Raw genomic sequence first — 18,209 nt, 5'->3', positions numbered from 1 at the left:
CGCCCAATCTTCGTAAGCGCTCCATAAACCCCACCTAGTCAAAAGTGGGCGGCGCGTTTAGCTGTGGGGGCGAGGCTTGCAGTTCCACGGCAACAGGGCTTCGTAATCTTCGACCGAGGATGCCTGTGGCAGGCGCTTCAGTGCATGGCGCAGCCACGCATAAGGCTCTTGGCCGTTGGCTTTGGCGGTCTCGACCAGGCTGTAAGCACTCGCCGTCGCGCCTTTGGGCGTATCGCTGAACAACCAGTTCTTCCTTCCGATGACAAAGGGCCGGATCGCACGCTCGGCGGTGTTGTTGTCGATGGGCAGGTAGCCTTGCTCGACGTACCGTTCCAGTTTGCTCCAGTTGCTTGCCAGGTAGGTAACAGCCTTGCCAAGTGCATTCTGCGTGGTCATGTATGGGAGCGTTTTCTCCACCCAGGCCTTCAGCTCACTCATCACCTGGAGACTCAAATCCTGACGTCCTTTTTTCCGACCCTCATCGCTACTCTCTTTGTAGGCGATCTCGATGCCGTATAGCTTGCTGATCAGCTTCAACGCGATATCCGCACGACCTGTCTTTCCTTTAGGTTGCACTTTTTGCGCTTCAACAAACTTACGGCGTGCATGGGCCCAGCATCCTAAACGCTCGACTCCGTCCTGCGCGTCGAGCGCGTTGTAACCGGCGTAATCATCGGTCATGAGATAGCCGCAGTAGCCATCGAGCAGACGCGTTGGAACCTCCTGCGAGCGGCTGGTGGAGTAGTCAAAAAGGATCACTGGTTTGTCTGGCGGGCCGCCGGTTTGCACCCACATCCAGGATTGACTGCTTGGCTCCCGATCAGGCTCTTTCAACACCTGCACGCGTGTTTCATCGCAGTGGATGACCTAACTGCCAAGAGGCTGTCGCGCATTAAATTCAGCAGCGGCTGAAAGTGCTCACCGCACTGGATAACCCAGCGAGCCAGGGTCTGACGTGGAATATCGATGCCATGGCGGCTTAGTACTTTTTCAAAGCGGTCAAGCGGCAAACCGTCCACGTACTTGGTGGTTAGCAGCATCGCCAGAACACTTGGGCTGGCCATGCTTTTTTCAATCAGTTGAGCCGGCTTGTCCGCTGTGACCGGTGCCGTCTCGCAGTCGCGGCAACCGTACACTTTACGAACGTGTTTGATCACGAGCACAGCATCCGGGATCACTTGGCAGTTTTGAATGTGTAGTTCATGGAGCGGTTACATATTATCTAAACTGAAGAGTTAATACTGGACATCCAAACGGACTCAAGACATTACAATATGATCCGTGATCGCTTATCCCCACAGATTTAAAGGTTACTAAAGGGCGCACGCCTTCCGTCATTGAAGGCTCAAACTCTGCTTCCCCCTCAGAAAAGCGCTTGTCTCCTACGGGGTCACTTTCCGCCATCGAACGTACAGACACACTTTCCTTTAATTGACCGACTGAATAATCTGAGCTTGAACTTTTAGCAAATAGACTTAAAAAAATTGACAACGTAAAGAATACAACCCCATTACGAATGAACGTTATCGCAACTATAGCTTGATTTGATCGGATAGTGTTTGTGACTTGAAACCCGCTTGCAGCACGCCACATCTCCCTAACTGCATCATGTCCCCCTTCAGCGAGAATTCGCAGATACCTTGCACCATATCCAAACCGTGGTTTTGGGCGTAATCCGTTAAACCCGATAACCGCACCAAATAGAAATAGCGCCATTGATAGCGATGACAGTATTAGCGCTATTGTTTTCAACGGAGAGCTTTCCAGCCCGTCAAATATAGCTTTCGCAACAACACTGCCAACAGTAACTGCAATGGACAGAGAAGCTGTCAGCTTATTAAGCTTTTCATCCAACTCTTTAGCACGAACCCACTCACTTTCAATATATGTTTTTAGTACGTTTTCTTCAAGCCGCCTAATATCGGAGAACTCTGGAGCGTGCTCCCAATCATCCAACTGCTTTTTTATTCTGGAATTCGCGATCAAATACTTTATCGCATCTGGCGAGAATCGCAAAAGTAGATTTTCAAGCGTCAAATAGAAGGACATGTGAGCTCCGCAGCTATCGCCTCGGAAATTCCCCGTCCTGGTCGATCTAGCCACCCCCATTCCCCAGTCGGGTTTATTTCAATAAACCAAAACACCCCCTCCGAAAAAGCTAAGTCAATAGCCCCATAGCGCAAACCTAAATTTTTAACTAAAAGAAAGCACTTTTTTTCGATATCTGTTGGTAGTGAAAAAGACCGAAAGACAAGCTCATCTTTTTTAATTAAACGCCAGTCGCCATCTATCCCATCACCACTCATTCTTATTTCGTCACACCACAGCTTATTTCCGATGACAGTTACTCTCAGATCGATTTTTGGCGTTATTATCGATTGGCATGTTACCGGGGCTAAATGAAGAAATTCGTCAGCACACTCTGACCACGTTGTTAATGTTGTATATCCGAAGTGCTGCTTAGAGTTTTCACGCAACAGTAATGTATCGATGCTTTTTATCGCGATATCCTCACTTATAAGCTTCGACACTTCGGCATATCTATCATTTGTAATGATCGTTAATGGGACAGAAAAGCCGAGCTTTGCCGCCTTGCGCAACTGATAGGGTTTTGATTCAGCTTGATATGTTGCTGCCGGATGATTGTTCCATACCGCATCGTCGAAGAGCATTAGGCCGCGCATGAAAGCCTCCCACTGGGAGTGCTTCAGCTGTTCCTCGAGGAGTAACGCTGCATTGGGACTATTTCGAAGAAAGGTTGGCTGTCGCCACCATACGGATCTTAGAGACTCATCAATAAACCACGACTGGCGGCCATGACGGCAAATCATGGCCCCCTTTATAGGATCAACAGTAATTGATAGATCATTCAGTGCGTCTCGATTAATACGTAAAAATGGAACTTTTTGATTGGTAAGATGGTGGCAAATTCGATCAGTAGGAAAATCTAACAAGGAAGATAAGATGAGGACACTCGCCGTGTTATTTGACATGGAGCTATTGGCCTTTCTGATCTTCACCCGTTTCTATGTCGTTTTTCTTTGTGCTCTGTGCATGTCTTGGATCGTACGCAACCAGGCCGGTTTCGTTACGCCACACGCCCGCTTCAAAATCGTATGTAGCATCTTCCGGCGCGTCAATCTTGCTGCATTCGGTAGTTTTGGCTTTACGTTGTAGTACATGCATCTGGATATCCTTATTCAGTTTTAACAGTAGAGAGTTACCTAACTTAGCTGACTGCCTCGTTTTGAGTCGGAGCTAGTTTTTCACAAGCGACATTTATGTTCTGATTTCATTTGGAATGCAAGCACATGTGGCCGTCGATCAACCGCATCCCGAAGAATCGCTACATTCTTTTGGATTGATGGCTGAGCATTGACGACAGCCTTCATTTCCAAAGATTTTGTCGATATTACCCGTCGGAGGCACTCGCAAACTACCCTCACGCGCGGGCTTTTTTTGCTGGATCCGTGTGTTACACCGATTGCCAGTGATACGCAGGTGTACGCTTAGCTCACACGACGTGTAACACCGATAATATTCATTAAAATCAGTTAATTAGCTGATTCCGTTACACCAATTACACCTGTCACACGATTTTTTGAATGAACGTGCGACCCCCAATGCCCCTTTCTCTTGATGCCCTCAGCGCCAGAAGTCTGGCAAAAGCTGTCAAGTGCAAGATTCCGGCAGCCTGAAAAAACACGTCGGGGACCCTGATGTTTTTTACTCATTACGGGGTCGGAAACCCGCGTGATCGTGTTAGCGGAAAAGTGCACAGCTTAGTGAACAGGTGAACCTGCTGGTCTTCACCTGTGCATTTGCCCTATCGCTTGGTCGCCCGCCGGGGACCCTGGGCATTTCGAATGGGTACGGGGCAGAGAACCCGCGCGTTCGTGTTAGCGGCTGGATTTTCGAAGTTGGTTGACAGGTTGACGGAGTTGACTCTGTTGACGAGCGTCATGCGTGCGTTATCAGCAACACAAAAGGGCATCTTTACCAACATGGTAACGATGCCCTTTTTTCTTCAAGATCCTTTCAATTTCAACGTTGAAATTTCAGTAAGCTGGGGAAACTACCGCTAACAAGATCTCGCGGGTTTCCGACCCCGTACCTGGCAAAAAACCTCAGGGGCCCCGGCAGTTTTAGGGAGGCCAACATCATGCAGCCTCGAAAGCAGAGGTCCGCTCATAGAAGAGTTAAGCCCGGTGCCCCATCGAGGATGCATGGCGGCATGAAGAGGTGGTGGGCAATTGTGAGCTTGGAGTATCCGCCAAGCGTCATAACCATTTGGAGCCATGGCCATTAAAACGCTACTATCACTACTCAGCATCCAATGGATGCTGATCTCGCGATAGGAAAGCAGCCTTCGTGGTCAGAGCTGATGGTTAGTTTGCAAGGTGTATCTCTTCTGATTGAGCCAACTCCCCTGCGGTAGGTAGTGCCCTGCCCTCTAATGTCCATCGGTGCGCTGTCCGCTACCTGCCCAACTTGTGCCCCCCGTTCGCCGGCCATGCCGGCAGTCAAGGAAAGAAAGAATCATGGGAAACATCAAAGACATTACCGACGACATGACCGACGGCGCCGAACTCGCGAAATCGCTTGCGCGGAAGGCAGCGTTGAAACCATGGAGCAGACTCTTGCTGATGGCGATCGTAGGCATACTGGTAATGGGGAGCTATCTCGTCTATCTCACACTGCTAGTAAGAGACTATGGCAAGAATACGGATGACTACCTGACCGAATACAATCTGTTGCACAAGCAAAGCCGTGATCAGCGAGCGCTGGACTACATCGACGTATGTATTGACGCTAGTAAAAACAATGACGCCAACAAGGACTACTACTGCCAAGACGCAGTGGCGTTTTACAGAGATGCCTTTGAAGGGCTACCCAACAGCAAGATTGAAGAGAACATCAAGCGCTCAGCCTACGGAACCATGAAGGTTGAGATCGCGGTCAAGCTGCGCGCTACCGCCCTCGAACGCATTGATCAGAAGTCGCCACGGATGAATGAAATACTCACTTTCATGCTCAGCAACACCGGGATGACACTAGTATGCTTAGCGGGCATCATAGCCATGCTGGGTACTGTAATCACGACCTACCGTCTGTCGCACCCAAGACAGCCTTAAGGGTTAAAGAAGGGGAGACCTTGTTTTCCCAAGATTTACGTCCTGGGTCGAATGCAGCCAGCCCCACCGAATATGTATCCCTATCTGTATCCCTAGTCATATAAACCGTCTGCAGACCACGTTTTATATGAGGCACTCGAGTCTCCCTCGGACACCAAAATTAAGAAAGGTCTTGCTTTGCAAGGCCTTTTTTTTCATCTGTAGAAAAGTGAGCTTGCCCCGCCGCCTCGTAGGAGCTGCCAGAGGCTGCGATCTTTTGATCTTGCTTTTCAACACCACAACCCGAAACCGCTCGGCTAACGAATCAAGGACTCACACAATGGAATTGCCACTGGAAACCGTTGCCCTTTTCGCCTTCAAGCTGGCTTATGAGACAGAAGGTGCAAGTCCGATTCTGCGGGATGATCCGATCATGAGTGATTATGAGAGGGAGGTGTTTGGGTTGCTGGTGCGCAGGGGTGATGTCGAGGGTATCCAGTTTAGAGTGGCGCATTACGTGGGTTTAGCGCTGGACGCTATAGGCGGCGTAGATACACCGCTGGGGCGCGAGCTACATAGATTGTCGGCTGATTTGCGCGGTGTGCAGACGTTGGAACAACTTGATGCACCGCTTATCGCGTTCAAGGAGTACTTGAAAGATATTCAGTGAGGGGAGCCCAAACCCACGCTGGACAACAATGCCCTTGTCTAGTCCTGAAATAGGTTTACACCTGTTTCACCCTAACGCCCAATCGGCGCATCAACGCGGGCCGTTTCCGCGGCATCATCCATAGACTTACGCCGAAGCCAGCTAGATCCCGAACAGTTCCCGAGGGAATCCGGTTTCATCCGGGAACCCCATCGCTTTTAAGGTGCAGCCCGGCATAGCAGGCTTGCTGTCGATCAGGTCCGCGACTTCGCTGATCCAGGTCGAGGCTGGTGCGATTCTCTGCAGCAGAAACCATATGACCGCGACCAACCCGTACAGCCGCTTGAGCGCGTACTGATCCAGCCCCAACGTCTGAAAATACGGTTCAACGGGAACCGCTAACGGGTTAGGCGAAGCCTGATTCCAGATGCGGGTATGGTGTGCACAGCGGTTGCGCAGATGGCTGGTCTGTTGCATCCATCGGCTGAGCATCTTGGCGTTGTTCAAGCCGAGGCGCGCGAGTATGAGATTCTGATACTTGCTATTGAGCAGCTCGAAAAACTCCGAGAGATCCCCTAAATCCCATGCCTCCACCGCGACCCAAACAGGAATGGACTTGCCGGCTCGGAAATGCCATTGAATGCAGTCCTCTTTGCTCCGCGCAATGTGCGACTGCTGCTTCTGGCTCCACTCTGTCCACTTGTTCCGCGTATTACCTCGGCGGTCCGTGTACGGTTGAGTCCATTTGTTCAGAATGAATTTCGCGTTGGTGTAGGCCATCGGGTCGTGATACCCGACCTCGTGAGCCATTACGGTCTTGAGGTGAACCTCCAAGCGCTCGACGGCGTCCAGCATGAGCATTCGCAATTGTTTATCGAACTTGTAAAGGTCTACGGCCGAGTCGAAAGAGGTGGCTGCCTGGAAAGTGTCCAGACGCAGAGGCTTGCCCGTGACCGGGCAGACGTCTTGCTGCAGGCCGTTCATTTTGAACTCTCGCGCCGGGTACCAGTAACCGCTGAGGCGGTAATACCCTAACTGCACGAGCTTGCGTTCTGCACGAGACGGGTCATGGATCTGCATACCCCTGCTGGCCAGCAACGCAACCAAATCAGGGTATGTACGGAACGGCTTCGGAGGGGCTGGGCTAGACAACTTCCATGTTCCAGAAACAAGAAGGCCCGAACGTAATGCCGGACTAAGCCAGCACCAGAGGATCGGGCGCAATTGGAATTAATGCTGCCGTAGCCTGATGACCCTGTCAACGTGTACGTCGCAGTAAACGCGGCAAACACCAGGGTTTATGCGGGTTTGTGACGATCTGCTGCAGGCATGGCGTGCGCTTGTGATCAGCCTAAAACAGAGCGCTACGGATTGTAGTCAGGCCACTCCGAGATAGAGGTAGGAATATTCTCTGATGCGTCGCTGCAAGGGCTTTCGAAAGTTGCAGGAATGAGGTCTCCACGATACCCTTCCCACTGTCGCTGCCAATTCAGCGACCGGGTGTGGTAACCCGAGTTATTCAAGGCGCTACAGCGCCCCCATCACGATTGCCGGCGCTTTTTTTATGCCAGCAAGCGTGAGTTATGGCAGCTGTGCGTGGGACGTCTTCGGACGTGCCGGTTTCCTTGATTCCCGGTTTACCACCCTGCGCACAGCTGTCACCCATTCGTGTGGTAACGAACGTGGCGGCTCCACATATCAAGGAGTCTGATAATGCGCAGCATAAATCCGTACAACATTTGGCTTTTCCCTCAACACAATTCCCAATCGCGTAACTCCCCACCGTTCACCCTCTCCCACCGTCTCTCCGTCATCGGAGGTGGCCAATGACTGAACAATCTGAACTCAAAACCATTGGCCTGACACCCGCCATCTACTGCGCGGATCAAGCGCTGTTTCATGTCACTCGCGGTGTTCCTCTCGGCGATGCGTTGTCCATGGCCTCCGATTTTCTGTTCCTGGCCAAGGCACTCACTGAAGATGCTGCTTATGCCAGAGACACTGATCGTCACGCTTGGGCTGCGCATTATCTGACTTCGATGAGCAAGGCGTTGGTAGATAATGCGGTAAAGGTGCTGCCTCGGGATCGGACTTGTGCGCCGGCCTCTAAAGGGGCGGGGGCGAAGGCTGAGGGTTAGTGGTTGAGGCCTGCGGGGTGTGGGTGGCTTGTGATGGTGGTAGTTGATTCAGCATTTATGTTGGTTGGGCTGACGCTATCGCGAGCAGGCTCGCTCCCACAGGGGTTGTGGTGGGCTGGCTGGCATTGTTTGGCCTGAGTGGGTTGTGATTGCGGTGCACCTTCAGCATTAATAGTGGTTGGGCTGGCGCTATCGCGAGCAAGCTTTGCTCCTACCGGGTTTGGTGGTTGGCTGGTAGCGCCGTTAGTTTCGAAATGTGAGTTCAGGGATGGATAAATAATGCTCTTCGATTCGCTGGTTATTTACGGTGCGTGGATTGGGATATGGGTTTGGGTGGTGCGTAGTCGTGGCAGCATGAATTTGTGGCTGGCGAATCTGGCGGGGTTCGTGGGCGGCCTTATTGGCGCGATGGTTGTGGAGATTCTGACTCGCTCCGCTGAAGGGGCTGGCTCTCCCGATGCTCCATTCATGTTGTTCTCGATCATGGCTGGGCTGGGCACGTTCGTCGGTATGTGGATCTGGCTTATCGCCAGGCTGGAACAGCCGGAAAACCTGTTCCTGCGTCATCTGTTTGCCGGGGGTGTCAGTTTCTTTACCGGCTCGGTTGCGCTTGGTATGACGTGGTCGTATTTGGTTTCCGGGTAAGTACATTTGGTGGGTGTTGGCTGGTCTGGCGCTTTCGCGAGCAGGCTCGCTCCCACAGGGGTTGTGCGTTGGCAGCACAGCGCACTACGTCAACGCATCTGCACCTTAGTAATACCCCCCGATCTGATGCTGTTTCCTACCCTTTCGCCTGATATACATCAGGCATCGACAGGCCCGTGGGTAAATGCCCCGCGCCACTCTCATCTAGACTCAATAAGAGGTCGCAGAAAGAACCGAACACGTCGCTTTGGTGCAGTTGAATCAAAAGCAGCGTGGCAAGCTGCCTTAATGCCCTTTAAGAGGTGCGGCAAAGACCGCGCCGGGCCCAAACAAGATGCCCGCTCAGGGCGCCCTGGCCAACGGCCTGAAAATGCCACGATACCGTGACGTGGTGTGACTGCCGCAGCCGACACTTTCGGACAACTGACAACCGCCTGGTTTGTCCGTGATCGTGAGGAATGCTGTATGCCTGATGAGATGTTGCACCTGCCTATGGTCAACAGCCTGCTGGAGCGTCACAAACGCTCCCCCGGCGCACTGTTGCCCATCCTTCATGAGATTCAGGAGGGCATCGGTTACATCCCCGATGCCGCCATCCCCGAGATTGCCCATGCCCTCAACCTGAGTCAGGCCGAGGTTCGCGGGGTGATCAGCTTCTACCATGACTTCCGCACCGCGCCCCCGGCCCGGCATATTCTGCGTCTGTGCCGGGCCGAGTCCTGCCAGAGCCGCGGCGCCGAGCAGCTCGCGGCACAATTGCGCGAACGTCTGCAACTGGACGACCACGGTAGCAGCGCCGACGGCAATATCAGTCTGCGCCCGGTGTATTGCCTCGGCGCCTGTGCCTGCTCGCCTGCTCTGGAACTGGATGGTCAGGTGCATGCGCGGCTCAGCGCCGAGCGTCTGGATGCCCTGCTTGACGCTTGCCGGGAGGACGCATGATGCCGGCTTTCTATCTGTCCAGTGATTCGCTAGCCCGTGCCGTGGGTGCCGAAGAGGTTGTGGTAGCCCTTATCACCCATGCCCGCGGACACGTTGTGCCTCTGGAGATAAACCGCACCAGCTCGCGTGGTCTCTACTGGCTGGAACCGCTGCTGGAAGTGGACAGCCCGCAAGGCCGTATCGGCTTCGGCCCGCTGACCGCTACCGATGTACCGTCAGTGCTCGAAGCCTTGAAAGGCGACCCGTATTCTCATCCACTGGCCTTGGGCCTGGTGGAAGAGTTGCCCTATCTGAAGACGCAACAACGCCTGCTGTTTGCCCGCGCCGGCATCACCCGGCCGTTGTACCTCGACGATTACCTGGATCATGGCGGTTTCGAGGGTTTGAAAAGAGCCGTCACCATCGGTGGCGAACAGACCGCAACGGAAGTATTCGATTCAGGCCTGCGTGGCCGTGGCGGCGCGGCCTTCCCGGCCGGGATCAAATGGCGCACGGTGCGCGCCACCCAGGCTGCGCAGAAATACATTGTGTGCAACGCCGACGAAGGCGACTCCGGCACTTTTGCCGATCGCATGTTGATGGAAGGTGACCCCTTCCTGCTGATCGAAGGCATGGCGATTGCCGGTCTGTGCGTTGGAGCGACTTACGGCTACATCTATGTGCGCTCGGAATACCCGGCGGCCGTGGCGACACTGCGTGCGGCGCTGGACATCGCCCGGGCCGCCGGTTACCTCGGCGCCGATGTCGGCGGCAGCGGTCTGGCCTTCGACATGGAAGTGCGAGTCGGTGCCGGCGCTTATATCTGCGGTGAGGAAACCGCGCTGCTGGACTCTCTCGAAGGCAAGCGCGGGATCGTTCGCGCCAAGCCGCCGATCCCCGCCTTGCAGGGTCTGTTCGGCTTGCCGACCCTGGTGCACAACGTGCTGACCCTAGCCTCGGTGCCGCTGATTCTGGCCAAGGGCGCGCAGTTCTATCGCGATTACGGCATGGGCCGCTCCCTGGGAACCATGCCCTTCCAACTGGCGGGCAATATTCGTCACGGCGGTCTGGTGGAGCGGGCCTTTGGCCTGACCCTGCGCGAACTGGTGGAAGACTACGGCGGTGGCACCGCGAGTGGCCGACCGCTGAAAGCTGCGCAAGTCGGCGGTCCGCTCGGCGCTTGGGTTCCGCCGTCGCAATTCGACACGCCGCTGGATTACGAAGCCTTCGCCGCCATCGGCGCCATGCTCGGTCACGGTGGTGTGGTGGTGGCTGACGACACCCTGGACATGGCCCACATGGCGCGCTTCGCCATGCAGTTCTGTGCCGAGGAATCCTGTGGAAAATGCACCCCATGCCGCATCGGCTCGACCCGGGGTGTGGAGGTGATCGACCGCCTGCTGGCTGCGCCGGACCAGAACAGTCGCGATGAGCAGGTGATCATCCTCAAGGACCTGTGCGACACCCTGCAATACGGTTCGCTGTGCGCCTTGGGCGGCATGACCTCCTATCCGGTGGTCAGCGCCCTCAAGTACTTCCCCGCCGACTTCGGTCTGCAGTCCTCGGAGGCCGACCAATGATCACTCTTTTCGACCCGAATACAGATATCGATTTAGGCACGCCGGCCCGCGAAAGTCAGGTGCAGGTCACCGTGAACATCGACGGCCGCAGCATCAGCGTGCCCGAAGGCACCTCGGTGATGCGCGCCGCCGCGCTGCTGGGCACCACTATTCCCAAACTGTGTGCCACCGACAGCCTGGAAGCCTTCGGCTCCTGCCGCATGTGCCTGGTGGAGATCGATGGCATGCGCGGCTATCCCGCGTCCTGCACCACGCCGGTCAGCGAAGGCATGAGCGTGCACACCCAGACGCCGAAGCTCGCCACCCTGCGCCGCAACGTCATGGAGCTGTACATCTCCGATCACCCGCTGGACTGCCTGACCTGCTCGGCCAACGGCAACTGCGAGCTGCAAACCGTCGCCGGCCAGGTTGGCCTGCGGGAAGTGCGTTATGGCTATGAAGGTGAGAATCATCTGGCGGACCAGAAGGACACCTCCAACCCCTACTTCGATTACGACCCGAGCAAGTGCATCGTCTGCAACCGCTGCGTGCGCGCCTGCGAAGAAACCCAAGGCACCTTCGCCCTGACCATTACCGGGCGCGGTTTCGAATCCCGGGTCGCGGCCGCCGGTGGCGATAACTTCCTCGACTCCGAATGCGTGTCCTGCGGCGCCTGTGTGCAAGCCTGCCCTACCGCGACCCTGATGGAAAAAAGCGTGGTCGAACTGGGTCAGCCCGAACGCAGCGTGATCACCACGTGTGCCTATTGCGGCGTGGGCTGCTCGTTCCGCGCCGAGATGAAAGGCGACCAACTGGTGCGCATGGTTCCAGACAAGAACGGCCAGGCCAACCACGGCCACTCCTGCGTCAAAGGGCGCTTTGCCTGGGGTTACGCCACCCACCCGGATCGCATCACCAAGCCGATGATCCGCAAGCACATCAACGACCCTTGGCAGGAAGTCAGCTGGGATGAAGCGGTGACCTACGCCGCCAGCGAATTCCGCCGACTGCAGCAAAAGTACGGCCGCGACTCCATTGGTGGCATCACCTCCAGCCGCTGCACCAACGAAGAAACCTACCTGGTGCAAAAACTGGTGCGCGCCGCCTTCGGCAACAACAACGTCGACACTTGTGCGCGGGTCTGCCACTCACCGACCGGCTATGGCCTGAAACAAACCCTGGGCGAGTCCGCCGGCACCCAGAGTTTCGACTCGGTGATGCAGGCCGACGTGATCCTAGTGATGGGCGCCAACCCGAGCGATGCCCACCCTGTGTTCGCCTCCCAGCTCAAACGCCGCTTGCGTGAAGGCGCGCGACTGATCGTCATCGATCCACGGCGCATTGATCTGGTGGACTCGGTGCATGCCCGCGCCGAACTGCACCTGGCCCTGCGCCCGGGCACCAACGTCGCCATGCTCAACGCCTTGGCCCACGTCATCGTCACCGAAGGCTTGCTCAACCAGGCCTTTATCGACGCCCGTTGCGAGGGCAGCGATTTCGCCCGCTGGAGCGAGTTTGTCAGCCGCGCGGAAAACTCGCCGGAAATCCTTGGCCCCATCTGCGGCGTCGCCGCTGCCGACATCCGTGCCGCCGCCCGTCTGTATGCCACCGGCGGCAATGCAGCGATTTACTACGGCCTGGGCGTCACCGAGCACAGCCAAGGCAGCACCGCGGTCATGGGCATTGCCAACCTGGCCATGGCCACTGGCAACATCGGCCGCGAAGGCGTTGGGGTGAATCCGCTGCGTGGGCAGAACAACGTTCAGGGTTCCTGCGACATGGGCTCCTTCCCCCACGAACTGCCCGGCTACCGGCACATCTCCAACGAAGTGGTACGGGCGCAGTTCGAACAGGCCTGGAACGTCACCCTGCAACCCGACCCGGGCCTGCGCATCCCCAACATGTTTGAGTCTGCGTTGGCCGGTAGCTTCAAGGGCCTGTATTGCCAGGGCGAAGACATCGCCCAGAGCGATCCGAATACCCAGCACGTCACCGCGGCGCTGTCGGCCATGGAATGCGTGGTGGTGCAGGACATTTTCCTCAACGAAACCGCGAAGTTCGCCCACGTGTTCCTGCCAGGCGCCTCGTTCCTGGAAAAAGACGGCACCTTCACCAACGCCGAACGGCGCATCTCCCGAGTGCGCAAGGTCATGGAACCTCTGGGTGGCAAGGCCGACTGGGAAGGTACAGTGGCCTTGGCCAACGCCTTGGGTTACCCAATGAGTTACCAGCACCCGTCAGAAATCATGGATGAAATCGCCAGCCTGACGCCGACCTTCACCAATGTCAGCTACACAGAGCTGGATCGCCACGGCAGCCTGCAATGGCCGTGCAACGCCGCGGCACCGGACGGCACGCCGACCATGCACATCGAGGAGTTCGTGCGCGGCAAGGGGCGCTTCATGCTCACCGGCTACGTGCCCACCGAGGAAAAGGTCAACAGTCGTTATCCCCTTCTGCTGACCACCGGGCGCATCCTCAGCCAGTACAACGTCGGCGCCCAGACTCGGCGGACAGACAACGTCGCCTGGCACCACGAAGACCGCCTGGAAATCCACCCGACCGACGCCGAGAGCCGTGGCATCAACGAAGATGACTGGGTCGGCATTGGCAGCCGCGCCGGACAGACCGTACTGCGTGCGCGGATCACCGAACGGGTAGCCCCAGGCGTGGTGTACACCACCTTCCACTTCCCTGAATCGGGGGCCAACGTCATCACCACCGACAACTCCGACTGGGCCACCAACTGTCCGGAGTACAAGGTTACCGCCGTGGAAGTCAGCCGCGTCTACCACCCTTCCGAGTGGCAAAAACGCTATCAGGCATTCAGCGACGAACAACAACGTCTGCTCGACGAACGCCGCCAGGCGCGTGGCTCTAAAGCCGAGGTACGCCGATGAGTACTGAAAATCTGATCAAAATGGCCAACCAGATCGCCCAGTACTTCGCCAGCGAACCGGATCAGCAACAGGCCGTGCTCGGCGTGCGTAATCACCTGCAGATGTACTGGACGCCCGGCATGCGCAAGGAGTTGCTGGCCTGGCAGACGGCGCATCAAGGGGCGGATATGCACCCACTGGCGCAGGCTGCGGTCAGTGGGGCGGGCTGGGAGGCTTAGGTTTACACGATCCTTGGGGAGGATTGCCCCTTGGCCTGTTGGCTGAAACTGTGGCGAGGGAGCTTGCTCCCGTTGGACTGCGCAGTAGCCCTTTCTTTGGGGCCGCTTCGCGACCCAGCGGGAGCAAGCTCCATCGCCACAGTTTTTTGATCATTTCGAGGCGAGTCTTTCGGGACTAATGCACCGGCAACACCACCAACGCTTCCAACCCGCCCATCGACCGATTACGCAGTGTCAGCTCGCCTCCGTGCTCCAGCACAATCGCCCGCGCCGCCGATAACCCCAAACCCACACCCCCAGTGCTTTTGTTGCGCGAGCCTTCCATCCGGAAGAACGGCACAAACACTTGCTCAAGGCAGGCATCTGGAATGCCCGGCCCACGATCCAGTACTTTGATCCGCACTTGGCCAGCGCTCGGGATCAGTTCAATCCCCTGCTCACTGCCGTACTTGATAGCGTTGTCGAGCAAGTTGGTCATCACCCGTTTAAGCCCCAACGGACGCCCGAAGTACACCAACCGCAGCGGCCCGCTGAACGTAATGTCGACTCCCTGATCCCGGTAATCATCAAGCAACGTTTGCAGCAGTTCCGCCAGATCAAACTGGGTCGCCGGTTCAAGCCGCGCATCATCACGAAAGAACTCCAGCGCCGAGTTGATCATTGCCTGCATTTCATCCACGTCACGAAACAGCCGTTGCTGTTGCTCGCTGTCTTCGATGAATTCGCCACGTAAGCGCATCCGCGTCAGAGGAGCGCGCAGGTCGTGGGAGATGGCGGCGAGCATTTGCGTACGGTCGCGGATGAAGTGCTGTAACTGAGCCTGCATGGCGTTGAACGCGAGAATGGCCTGGCGGATTTCGTGGGGGCCGAGCGGTTCGATCGGCGGTGCGCGGAAGTCCACGCCAAAGCGGCGGGCACCTTCGGCGAAGCGCTGCAAAGGGGTGGCGAGACGTCGGGTGGCGATCAGCGCGACCAGTGCGGTGGAGATCAGCACTAGCAGGATCACGATCAGGTAGCGTGGCGCTTCGTCGAGCCCCCAACTGCGCGAGGACGCGGAGAACATCAGCCATGATGAATCCGATAGCTCGATCAGCAGCGCGTAATGCGCGTCTTCCGTGTGCTCCGTCCAGTCGGCCGGTTCATAGGCTTCGATACGCCGGTCAGGGGCTCTGAGCATCGGCTGCAGGATGGTTGAGCCGATGTCAGACTTCGGATCGTCCACTTTCGGCAGGTTGAGATCGTGCCGATCAGGGTGCCAAGTGACAGTGAAGCCGTTCTCGTTGGCTGCTTGCGCCAATGGGTTGCGCAGTGGCGCCGGGGCGGCCTCGATGAGGCGGGCGATGGCCGCGGCTTTTTCCAGCAGACCGATCTCGGTCAGCGGCGGGCGCGCCCACACGCCGGCCAGTTGGATAAACAACCCGTTAAGCGCCAGTGAAATGAGCATGGCCAGGATGATCGTCAACGCGATCCAGCGCGCAACCGTATCTTGCGGCCAGTCTCGGGCGCGAATCCGCTTCAGCCAGCTCATCGCCGCGTCACGCTGGGGGTGAACAGGTAACCACCATTGCGTACGGTGCGAATCATTTCCGGGCGCTTGGTGTCGGGCTCGAGTTTGCGCCGCAGGCGGCTGACCTGAACATCGATGCTGCGGTCGAACGCCTCATGGCGATGCCCGCGCGCCAAGTCCAGCAATTGCTCACGGGTGAGGATGCGTTGGGGGTGTTCGACGAAGACCAGCAGCAAGTCAAACTCACCGGCCGACAGCGGGATCATCACGTTGTCCGGTGAGCGCAACTCACGGCGAGTGACGTCCAGGTGCCAGTCGGCAAAGTCGATCAGCGGCCTTGGCCGTTCCTGCGATACCGGACGGCGCTCGTCCACGCGACGCAGCACGGCGCGCACTCTGGCCAGCAGTTCACGGGCGTCGAAGGGTTTGGTCAGATAATCATCGGCGCCGAGTTCCAGGCCGACCACCCGATCACTGAGTTCGCCCATGGCGGTCAGCATGATCACCGGTATTGCGTGTCGAATCCGCAGTTGCTGACACAGGATCAGCCCGCTGTCGCCGGGCAACATCACGTCCAGAATGATCAGGTCCGGCGCCTGGCGCTCTATGGCCGTCCATAGCGACGCGCCGTCTGTGGCGACCTCGACGCTGTAGCCGTGCTGCACGAAGAATTTTTTCAGTAGATCAAGGACTTCAAGGTCGTCGTCCACAATTAAAAGGCTGTTCACCGAAGGTCACTTAAGGGGCGAATGGAACCGCCATCTAAAACCATTCACAGCCGCGCGTCATATATTTCAACTCTGCAATAAAGCGTCAGCGCCGCAATAAACCAGACATCTTTGCGCAAGGCTTGGAGCTCAGCATCACGGCGAATTCCTCCTGAGACTTGCGTCCATGTTGCCTTTCAAGTGTGCTCCCTGGCTGGCCCGCAACACCTCAATTGCTGTGTTGGCTGCTGGACTTACGGGTTGCAGCAACCAGCCGCCGTCCACCACCGACGTGGCCTGCGCCGATATCACTTATTCAGTGTACGACCCGGCGGAACCGTTCAATCGCGGAGTCTTCGCGTTTAACCGGGTGGTTGATGATTACGCATTGGCGCCGGTCGCGCGCGGCTACCGCTACACGCCGGACTTTTTCCAGACCGGTGTGCATAACTTTGTGGCGAACTTCGGTGAGCCCAAGGTCTTTATTAATGACCTGCTGCAAGGCAACCCGATGCGCTCGGTCAATACCCTGGGACGTTTCGCGCTCAACACCACGGTAGGTGTGGTGGGCTTGATCGACGTCTCCGGCATGGCCGGTATCCCGCGCCACGACTCGGACTTCGGCCAGACCTTCGGCGTGTGGGGCATCGGCAACGGTCCGATCATCGAGCTGCCATTGCTCGGGACCTCCAACAGTCGCGACGCCGCCGGCCGCGTGCTCGGCTTTGTGGTCGATCCATTCGGCAGCAATAGCGATACCGTGGAGACGCTGTCCACTATCAGCACTGTCGGTGGCATCGTCGATGGTCGGGCAGAAGCCTTACCGCTGACCGATAGCCTGCAAAAACTGCCGGACTACTACAGTGCGTTGCGCAATGTGGTGGCCGAGCATCGTGCTGCTTACGTGGCCGATGGCAAACAAGGCTCGCCAGAGAACACCACCTCTCAATGCACAGGAGCACCGGCCGATGGGTTCTGAAAGCAATAGCTTGATTTTGCAGCAACGGGTGATCCGGGACGACTCGGCCAATCTGCACTGTCGGGAAATTACCCTGCGTTTGTCAGCGGACTGTCGCCAACTGGTACTCACCCGCTACACCGAACACTACGGCCCGGCGTTGGTGCGCTGGATAGAGCGCAGCCATACGGTGTCTGTGGCCGAGCTGTTTCGTTGGCTCGTGGCCAATGGTGAGACCGGGGTCTTGAGAGCGGACAGCCAGTTGGTGCCTTGATTTCAGGGTGATGATACGGAGGATGGAAGTCTTCCGGTCGTCATCCCGCCACTTATGCCAAGCCAAGTGCAACGCAAACCCCTCCATCGCAATCGGTGGTTCCACGGTATGCCGCGCCTTGGCAATCAGTATCGATAAACACTGACGGGGCAACATCGCAATCAGACCGGAGCGGTCCGATATTGCTGTACGAACTTTCCTGCGGACAAAACAAAACCCCTACCTGCATACGCAGATAGGGGTTTCGGAATTTAATCTTGACGATGACCTACTCTCACATGGGGAAACCCCACACTACCATCGGCGATGCATCGTTTCACTGCTGAGTTCGGGATGGGATCAGGTGGTTCCAATGCTCTATGGTCGTCAAGAAATTCGGTAGCCAGGTCGTTTGCCTTGCGGCTTACGCTCCAGCGAATGGGTATGTGATAGTTTGTGTGTTTTTACTCGAACTTTCGGTTCGTTTCGTCTTCACACACCGCAATCTGGTGTCCCTTTTTATTTATAAAGAAGGGTCAGCAAATTGCTTGGGTGTTATATGGTCAAGCCTCACGGGCAATTAGTATTGGTTAGCTCAACGCCTCACAGCGCTTACACACCCAACCTATCAACGTCGTAG

At 56.6% G+C, this 18,209-nt stretch carries 16 protein-coding genes, 2 rRNA genes and 1 pseudogene; 10 read left to right on the top strand and 9 right to left on the bottom strand.

Annotation, left to right across the window (positions count from 1 at the left end):
- Nucleotides 1-57: 57 nt before the first annotated feature.
- The 4 genes and pseudogenes from tnpC to TU81_RS04410 all read right to left on the bottom strand — a co-directional run.
- Nucleotides 58-1,163: pseudogene (tnpC, locus tag TU81_RS04420) on the bottom strand (IS66 family transposase); the annotation flags it as partial.
- A 55-nt stretch (nucleotides 1,164-1,218) separates the two neighbouring features.
- On the bottom strand, nucleotides 1,219-2,049 hold the full coding sequence (locus tag TU81_RS30215; RefSeq protein WP_151152265.1) for a hypothetical protein: 831 nt from the start codon (nucleotides 2,047-2,049) through the stop codon (nucleotides 1,219-1,221).
- Nucleotides 2,034-2,993, bottom strand: a complete 960-nt coding sequence (locus tag TU81_RS04415; RefSeq protein ID WP_048393694.1) for a RimK-like protein — start codon at nucleotides 2,991-2,993, stop codon at nucleotides 2,034-2,036. Before TU81_RS04415 ends, TU81_RS30215 begins: the two co-directional genes overlap by 16 nt.
- Nucleotides 2,994-2,997: 4 nt before the next feature.
- Entirely contained in the window at nucleotides 2,998-3,186 is a 189-nt protein-coding gene (locus TU81_RS04410) for a hypothetical protein (RefSeq protein ID WP_048393692.1), read from the bottom strand.
- Nucleotides 3,187-4,541: 1,355 nt separating this feature from the next.
- On the opposite strand from TU81_RS04410, the gene TU81_RS04400 reads away from it, so the two are divergent.
- Nucleotides 4,542-5,135 carry a hypothetical protein gene (locus TU81_RS04400; RefSeq protein WP_048393688.1) on the top strand — a complete coding sequence of 198 codons (594 nt, stop codon included), beginning with the start codon at nucleotides 4,542-4,544 and terminating at the stop codon, nucleotides 5,133-5,135.
- A gap of 319 nt (nucleotides 5,136-5,454) precedes the next feature.
- Nucleotides 5,455-5,784 (top strand): hypothetical protein, encoded by a 330-nt coding sequence (locus TU81_RS04395; protein ID WP_048393686.1) that lies wholly within the window; start codon nucleotides 5,455-5,457, stop codon nucleotides 5,782-5,784.
- Nucleotides 5,785-5,925: 141 nt separating this feature from the next.
- Here the strand turns inward: TU81_RS04395 and TU81_RS04390 are convergent, their stop codons facing one another.
- Nucleotides 5,926-6,843 carry an Abi family protein gene (locus TU81_RS04390; RefSeq protein WP_038979081.1) on the bottom strand — a complete coding sequence of 306 codons (918 nt, stop codon included), beginning with the start codon at nucleotides 6,841-6,843 and terminating at the stop codon, nucleotides 5,926-5,928.
- Nucleotides 6,844-7,589: 746 nt separating this feature from the next.
- Between TU81_RS04390 and TU81_RS04385 the strand changes: the two genes are divergently transcribed.
- The 6 genes from TU81_RS04385 (at nucleotide 7,590) to TU81_RS04360 (ending at nucleotide 14,144) form a co-directional block, all read left to right on the top strand.
- On the top strand, nucleotides 7,590-7,901 hold the full coding sequence (locus TU81_RS04385; RefSeq protein ID WP_048393684.1) for a DUF3077 domain-containing protein: 312 nt from the start codon (nucleotides 7,590-7,592) through the stop codon (nucleotides 7,899-7,901).
- A 279-nt stretch (nucleotides 7,902-8,180) separates the two neighbouring features.
- Entirely contained in the window at nucleotides 8,181-8,546 is a 366-nt protein-coding gene (locus tag TU81_RS04380; protein ID WP_038979079.1) for a hypothetical protein, read from the top strand.
- Nucleotides 8,547-9,011: 465 nt separating this feature from the next.
- On the top strand, nucleotides 9,012-9,488 hold the full coding sequence (locus TU81_RS04375) for a formate dehydrogenase subunit gamma (protein ID WP_048393683.1): 477 nt from the start codon (nucleotides 9,012-9,014) through the stop codon (nucleotides 9,486-9,488).
- Nucleotides 9,485-11,047: a formate dehydrogenase beta subunit gene (locus TU81_RS04370; protein WP_390176079.1), complete on the top strand. Its 1,563-nt coding sequence runs from the start codon at nucleotides 9,485-9,487 to the stop codon at nucleotides 11,045-11,047. Before TU81_RS04375 ends, TU81_RS04370 begins: the two co-directional genes overlap by 4 nt.
- A complete protein-coding gene (fdhF, locus tag TU81_RS04365; RefSeq protein WP_038979077.1) occupies nucleotides 11,044-13,926 on the top strand; it encodes a formate dehydrogenase subunit alpha in 2,883 nt (960 codons plus the stop codon). The genes TU81_RS04370 and fdhF overlap by 4 nt, the downstream gene beginning before the upstream one ends.
- A complete protein-coding gene (locus TU81_RS04360; protein WP_038979076.1) occupies nucleotides 13,923-14,144 on the top strand; it encodes a formate dehydrogenase subunit delta in 222 nt (73 codons plus the stop codon). Before fdhF ends, TU81_RS04360 begins: the two co-directional genes overlap by 4 nt.
- 175 nt (nucleotides 14,145-14,319) lie before the next feature.
- Here the strand turns inward: TU81_RS04360 and TU81_RS04355 are convergent, their stop codons facing one another.
- Nucleotides 14,320-15,672 carry an ATP-binding protein gene (locus tag TU81_RS04355; protein WP_038979075.1) on the bottom strand — a complete coding sequence of 451 codons (1,353 nt, stop codon included), beginning with the start codon at nucleotides 15,670-15,672 and terminating at the stop codon, nucleotides 14,320-14,322.
- Nucleotides 15,669-16,379, bottom strand: coding sequence for a response regulator (locus TU81_RS04350; RefSeq protein WP_038979074.1), 711 nt, complete (start codon nucleotides 16,377-16,379; stop codon nucleotides 15,669-15,671). Before TU81_RS04350 ends, TU81_RS04355 begins: the two co-directional genes overlap by 4 nt.
- Nucleotides 16,380-16,545: 166 nt before the next feature.
- Here TU81_RS04350 and TU81_RS04345 point away from each other — a divergent pair, with 166 nt between their 5' ends.
- Both TU81_RS04345 and TU81_RS04340 read left to right on the top strand, forming a co-directional pair.
- Nucleotides 16,546-17,337, top strand: coding sequence for an MlaA family lipoprotein (locus TU81_RS04345; RefSeq protein ID WP_038979073.1), 792 nt, complete (start codon nucleotides 16,546-16,548; stop codon nucleotides 17,335-17,337).
- Nucleotides 17,327-17,590, top strand: a complete 264-nt coding sequence (locus tag TU81_RS04340; RefSeq protein WP_048393681.1) for a hypothetical protein — start codon at nucleotides 17,327-17,329, stop codon at nucleotides 17,588-17,590. Before TU81_RS04345 ends, TU81_RS04340 begins: the two co-directional genes overlap by 11 nt.
- A 255-nt stretch (nucleotides 17,591-17,845) precedes the next feature.
- On the opposite strand, the gene rrf is transcribed toward TU81_RS04340, so the two are convergent.
- Nucleotides 17,846-17,961, bottom strand: a 5S ribosomal RNA gene (rrf, locus tag TU81_RS04335).
- A gap of 167 nt (nucleotides 17,962-18,128) precedes the next feature.
- Nucleotides 18,129-18,209: ribosomal RNA gene (locus tag TU81_RS04330) — 23S ribosomal RNA — on the bottom strand; the annotation flags it as partial.

Origin of the sequence: Pseudomonas lini, from assembly GCF_001042905.1 — a bacterium.
Classification (GTDB): domain Bacteria; phylum Pseudomonadota; class Gammaproteobacteria; order Pseudomonadales; family Pseudomonadaceae; genus Aquipseudomonas; species Aquipseudomonas lini.
The sequence above is the reverse complement of the archived record's forward strand: the minus strand, read 5'-3'. Positions and strand labels throughout refer to the sequence as shown.

Excerpts from the sequence above, each read along its gene's own strand:
- TU81_RS30215 (WP_151152265.1), bottom strand. The coding sequence starts at position 2,049 with ATGTCCTTCTATTTGACGCTTGAAAATCTACTTTTGCGATTCTCGCCA.
- TU81_RS04415 (WP_048393694.1), bottom strand. The coding sequence starts at position 2,993 with ATGTCAAATAACACGGCGAGTGTCCTCATCTTATCTTCCTTGTTAGAT.
- TU81_RS04410 (WP_048393692.1), bottom strand. The coding sequence starts at position 3,186 with ATGCATGTACTACAACGTAAAGCCAAAACTACCGAATGCAGCAAGATT.
- TU81_RS04400 (WP_048393688.1), top strand. The coding sequence starts at position 4,542 with ATGGGAAACATCAAAGACATTACCGACGACATGACCGACGGCGCCGAA.
- TU81_RS04395 (WP_048393686.1), top strand. The coding sequence starts at position 5,455 with ATGGAATTGCCACTGGAAACCGTTGCCCTTTTCGCCTTCAAGCTGGCT.
- TU81_RS04390 (WP_038979081.1), bottom strand. The coding sequence starts at position 6,843 with ATGCAGATCCATGACCCGTCTCGTGCAGAACGCAAGCTCGTGCAGTTA.
- TU81_RS04385 (WP_048393684.1), top strand. The coding sequence starts at position 7,590 with ATGACTGAACAATCTGAACTCAAAACCATTGGCCTGACACCCGCCATC.
- TU81_RS04380 (WP_038979079.1), top strand. The coding sequence starts at position 8,181 with ATGCTCTTCGATTCGCTGGTTATTTACGGTGCGTGGATTGGGATATGG.
- TU81_RS04375 (WP_048393683.1), top strand. The coding sequence starts at position 9,012 with ATGCCTGATGAGATGTTGCACCTGCCTATGGTCAACAGCCTGCTGGAG.
- TU81_RS04370 (WP_390176079.1), top strand. The coding sequence starts at position 9,485 with ATGATGCCGGCTTTCTATCTGTCCAGTGATTCGCTAGCCCGTGCCGTG.
- fdhF (WP_038979077.1), top strand. The coding sequence starts at position 11,044 with ATGATCACTCTTTTCGACCCGAATACAGATATCGATTTAGGCACGCCG.
- TU81_RS04360 (WP_038979076.1), top strand. The coding sequence starts at position 13,923 with ATGAGTACTGAAAATCTGATCAAAATGGCCAACCAGATCGCCCAGTAC.
- TU81_RS04355 (WP_038979075.1), bottom strand. The coding sequence starts at position 15,672 with ATGAGCTGGCTGAAGCGGATTCGCGCCCGAGACTGGCCGCAAGATACG.
- TU81_RS04345 (WP_038979073.1), top strand. The coding sequence starts at position 16,546 with ATGTTGCCTTTCAAGTGTGCTCCCTGGCTGGCCCGCAACACCTCAATT.
- TU81_RS04340 (WP_048393681.1), top strand. The coding sequence starts at position 17,327 with ATGGGTTCTGAAAGCAATAGCTTGATTTTGCAGCAACGGGTGATCCGG.